The sequence below is a fragment of the Megasphaera vaginalis (ex Bordigoni et al. 2020) genome, from assembly GCF_900240295.1.
Classification (GTDB): domain Bacteria; phylum Bacillota; class Negativicutes; order Veillonellales; family Megasphaeraceae; genus Megasphaera; species Megasphaera vaginalis.
In genome coordinates this window covers 1-5,190 of sequence record NZ_OEQB01000014.1, presented here as the reverse complement: position 1 = coordinate 5,190, position 5,190 = coordinate 1, and the positions used below count along the sequence as shown (strand labels likewise).

Below are 5,190 nucleotides of genomic sequence, written 5' to 3'. Positions count from 1 at the left end.
GTAATCAGCAACTTCCTATCCTCCCAGGGGGCCTCCCCCCAAGTACGTTCGGCGTTTGTAGGCTTAACTGCTGTGTTCGGTATGGGAACAGGTGGATCCCTACAGCTATCGTCACTGAATTCCTCTCGCCGTCTATTTGTCCTCCAACGGCTCCTTCCGTACCCTGACAACTACATTGAAAAGCATATCCATGCCCTTATCTATCCCTACGCTTCTTCTCTTTAAGTCAAGTCCTCGGCCGATTAGTACCGGTCCGCTCCGTACATCACTGTACTTCCACTCCCGGCCTATCTACCATGTCGTCTTCATGGGGCCTTACTGACTTGCGTCATGAGAAACCTCATCTTTAGGCTGGTTTCACGCTTAGATGCTTTCAGCGTTTATCCGTCCCGAACGTAGCTACCCAGCTGCACACCTGGCGGTATGACTGGTACACCATTGGTTCGTCCACTCCGGTCCTCTCGTACTAGGAGCAGCCCCTTTCAAGTTTCTTCCGCCCGCGATGGATAGGGACCGAACTGTCTCACGACGTTCTGAACCCAGCTCGCGTACCACTTTAATGGGCGAACAGCCCAACCCTTGGGACCTACTTCAGCCCCAGGATGTGATGAGCCGACATCGAGGTGCCAAACCTCCCCGTCGATATGGACTCTTGGGAGAGATAAGCCTGTTATCCCCAGGGTAGCTTTTATCCGTTGAGCGATGGCAATTCCACTCTCTACCACCGGATCACTAAGCCCGACTTTCGTCCCTGCTCGACCTGTCCGTCTCGCAGTCAAGCTCCCTTCTGCCTTTGCACTCTTCGCGCGGTTTCCGTCCGCGCTGAGGGAACCGTTGGGCGCCTCCGTTGCTTTTTCGGAGGCGACCGCCCCAGTCAAACTGCCCGCCTGAGACTGTCCGAAGATTTGTTACATCTCTCGTTAGAATTTCAATAAAACAAGGTTGGTATCCCACCGTCGGCTCCCTGCATACTGGCGTACGCAGTTCTCCGCCTCCCAACTATCCTGTACATCTTCTACCAAAATCCAATCTCAGGTTACAGTAAAGCTCCATGGGGTCTTTCTGTCCAGTCGCGGGTAACCTGCATCTTCACAGGTACTTCAATTTCACCGGGTCCCTCGTTGAGACAGTGCCCAAATCGTTACACCTTTCGTGCGGGTCGGAACTTACCCGACAAGGAATTTCGCTACCTTAGGACCGTTATAGTTACGGCCGCCGTTTACTGGGGCTTCAATTCTCTGCTTCGCTTTACAGCTAACACGTCCTCTTAACCTTCCAGCACCGGGCAGGTGTCAGCATCTATACTTCAGGTTTCCCTTTCGCAGACGCCTGTGTTTGTGGTAAACAGTCGCTTGGGCCTCTCTTCTGCCACCCTCTCATGCTCCGCGCGTTTCTGCGCCTCACACTTACAGGGTTATCCTTTTCCCGAAGTTACGGATACATTTTGCCGAGTTCCTTAACGAGGGTTTTCCCGCGCACCTTAGAATTCTCTTCTTGCCTACCTGTGTCGGTTTTGGTACGGGCGGCTGCGTTCTCACTAGAAGTTTTTCTTGACAATAGAGTCCCGGTTCCTTCACTTCTGTTTCCAGAAGCTCCCCATCACGTCTCGGCTTTCAGCTCTACGGTTTTTCCTGTAAAGCAACCTACCTGCTTGGACATGCTCTTCCAATCGCATGCGAACTTTCCTTCTTGTGTCACTCCTTCGCTCAAGCAAACGCCGCCGGTGCAGGAATTTCAACCTGCTGTCCATCTCCTATGCGTCTTCGCCTCGGATTAGGTCCCGACTTACCCTGGGTCGACGATCGTTGCCCAGGAACCCTTAGGCTTTCGGTGGAACGGATTCTCACCGTTCTTTTCGCTACTCATACCGGCATTCTCTCTTCCTGCCTGTCCAGCTGTCCTTCCGGTCAGCCTTCGCCCATGCAGGAACGCTCCCCTACCCATGTATGTTTCCATACATGCCAAAGCTTCGGTTCCGTACTTAGCCCCGGTCATCTTCGGCGCAGAGTCTCTCGACCAGTGAGCTATTACGCACTCTTTTAATGGTGGCTGCTTCTGAGCCAACATCCTGGTTGTTTTCGAAACTCCACATCCTTTGCCACTTAGTACGGCATTCGGGACCTTAGCTGTTGGTCTGGGCTGTTTCCCTCTTGACTACGGGTCTTATTACTCGCAGTCTGACTCCCATGCATAAGTATAGCCATTCGTAGTTTGATTAAGTTCGGTAGCCGGATAGGCCCCTACCTCGTTCAGTGCTCTACCGCCTATACTCTTTTCATGAGGCTAGCCCTAAAGCTATTTCGGGGAGAACCAGCTATCTCCACGTTCGATTGGCATTTCACCCCTATCCACACCTCATCCAAAAGCTTTTCAACGCTCACTGGTTCGGTCCTCCACACATTTTTACCTGTGCTTCAACCTGGGCATGGATAGATCACTGTGGTTTCGGGTCTATTCCATCCAACTCTTCGCCCTCTTCAGACTCGCTTTCGCTGCGGCTCCACATTTCCTGCTTAACCTCGCTGGATGAAATAACTCGCCGGTTCATTCTTCAATAGGCACGCCGTCGCACGCATACGGTGCTTCGACTGCTTGTAGACATACGGTTTCAGGTTCTCTTTCATTCCCCTCCCGGGGTTCTTTTCACCGTTCCCTCACGGTACTATGCGCTATCGGTCCATATCAGTGTTTCGCCTTGGAGGGTGGTCCCCCCTGCTTCCCACTAGATTCCTCGTGTCTCGTGGTACTCTGGATCCTGTCCCAGACATGTCCTTACGCGTACCGGGCTCTCACCGTCTCTGGCGCGGTTTCCCAACCGCTTCCGCTTCGTCTGTGTCTTTGTTGACAGTCCTCAACCCCGGGTCGGTTTCCCGTCCCGGTTTGGGCTCTGCCCCGTTCGCTCGCCGCTACTGGGGGTATCTCTCTTGATTCCTTTTCCTCCGGCTACTTAGATGTTTCAGTTCACCGGGTGCCCTCCCTCTTGCGAGGGTGACAGTACTGCTACTGCCGGGTTGCCCCATTCGGAGACCTGCGGGTCAACGGTTACTTGCACCTCACCGCAGCTTTTCGCAGCTTATCGCGTCCTTCATCGGCTGATATGGCCAAGGCATCCGCCGTACGCCCTTTCTTACTTGACTTTCGTCTCGTTGTATGTTTCGCGTACTCGTCAGTTTCTGCTGACAAGTGGATACTAAGGTTTTCTTTCTCTTCAAAAAAGAGGTTTGTCATTTCTATGCTTTTCTATGCAGTTGTCAAGGTACGGCTGAAAGGTTCTTGGCCTTTCAAAACTAAACAATGCATGTCGAATGGCAGAATGCTCGACCTAGTATAAGGAAACTCGGTTGTTACTTTGCCTTGGCCGAATCAAGATTCGGCCTAAACGATTCACACGGCTGTGTGCGTCGCCTGGCTCCTTCACATCCGGTTCTCTGCTTATCCCTAGAAAGGAGGTGATCCAGCCGCACCTTCCGATACGGCTACCTTGTTACGACTTCACCCCAATCATCGCCCCCACCTTCGACGGCTGGCTCCTTGCGGTTACCTCACCGGCTTCGGGTGTGAATGACTTTCGTGGTGTGACGGGCGGTGTGTACAAGGCCCGGGAACGTATTCACCGCAGTATGCTGACCTGCGATTACTAGCGATTCCTGCTTCATGCAGGCGAGTTGCAGCCTGCAATCCGAACTGGGACTCTGTTTTTGGGGTTTGCTCCGGATCGCTCCTTCGCTTCCCTCTATTAAGAGCCATTGTAGTACGTGTGTAGCCCAAGCCATAAGGGGCATGATGACTTGACGTCATCCCCGCCTTCCTCCGCATTGTCTGCGGCAGTCTCTCCTGAGTCCCCGACACTACTCGCTGGTAACAGAAGATAGGGGTTGCGCTCGTTGCGGGACTTAACCCAACATCTCACGACACGAGCTGACGACAGCCGTGCACCACCTGTTTTCTTGTCTTCCGAAGAAGAAGGGCATATCTCTATGCCGGTCAATCAATGTCAAGGCTTGGTAAGGTTCTTCGCGTTGCGTCGAATTAAACCACATACTCCACCGCTTGTGCGGGCCCCCGTCAATTCCTTTGAGTTTCAACCTTGCGGTCGTACTCCCCAGGCGGGATACTTATTGCGTTAACTCCGGCACAGAAGGGGTCGATACCTCCTACACCTAGTATCCATCGTTTACGGCCAGGACTACCGGGGTATCTAATCCCGTTCGCTCCCCTGGCTTTCGCGCCTCAGCGTCAGTGTTCGTCCAGAAAGCCGCTTTCGCCACTGGTATTCCTCCTAATATCTACGCATTTCACCGCTACACTAGGAATTCTGCTTTCCTCTCCGATACTCTAGTTCAGCAGTTTCCGTCCCCTCACGGGGTTAAGCCCCGCACTTTTAAGACAGACTGACTGAACCGCCTGCGCGCCCTTTACGCCCAATAATTCCGGACAACGCTTGCCACCTACGTATTACCGCGGCTGCTGGCACGTAGTTAGCCGTGGCTTTCTCTTACGGTACCGTCACTACGCATGGGTATTAACCATGCCTACATTCGTCCCGTATAACAGAGTTTTACAACCCGAAGGCCGTCTTCACTCACGCGGCGTTGCTCCGTCAGGCTTTCGCCCATTGCGGAAGATTCCCCACTGCTGCCTCCCGTAGGAGTCTGGACCGTGTCTCAGTTCCAATGTGGCCGTTCATCCTCTCAGACCGGCTACTGATCGTCGCCTTGGTGGGCCGTTACCCCTCCAACTAGCTAATCAGACGCAAACCCCTCCTCCGGCGATAGCATAATGTAGAGGCCATCCTTTCCTCATAAAGTCATGCGGCTCTATGAGCGTATTCGGTATTAGCAGTCGTTTCCAACTGTTGTCCCCATCCGTAGGGCAGGTTGTTTACGCGTTACTCACCCGTTTGCCACTCGATCTCAAAAGAAGCAAGCTTCTTTTCATCTCTCGTTCGACTTGCATGTGTTAAGCACGCCGCCAGCGTTCGTCCTGAGCCAGGATCAAACTCTCCATGATAGTGTATGGAAAGAGCTTGTGCTCATTTCGATATTATTGTTGTCTTACTTTTGATGTCTCAATTTCTTGAGACCTGCACTCTGGCGTTTCATTCGTTGCATTGTTCAGTTTTCAAAGGCCACGCCGCCGTTTGGCGACTCGTTTATCTTACCAAACTATTCCTAGTCTGTCAAGATCTTT

General features: G+C 52.8%; 3 rRNA genes. All 3 read right to left on the bottom strand.

Annotation, left to right across the window (positions count from 1 at the left end):
- Window positions 1-2: 2 nt before the first annotated feature.
- A 5S ribosomal RNA gene (rrf, locus tag C0977_RS10700) occupies window positions 3-119 on the bottom strand.
- A 103-nt stretch (window positions 120-222) separates the two neighbouring features.
- Window positions 223-3,137, bottom strand: a 23S ribosomal RNA gene (locus tag C0977_RS10695).
- Window positions 3,138-3,442: 305 nt separating this feature from the next.
- Window positions 3,443-5,010 (bottom strand): 16S ribosomal RNA (locus tag C0977_RS10690).
- Together the 16S, 23S and 5S rRNA genes form the textbook arrangement of a ribosomal RNA operon.
- Window positions 5,011-5,190: the final 180 nt, after the last annotated feature.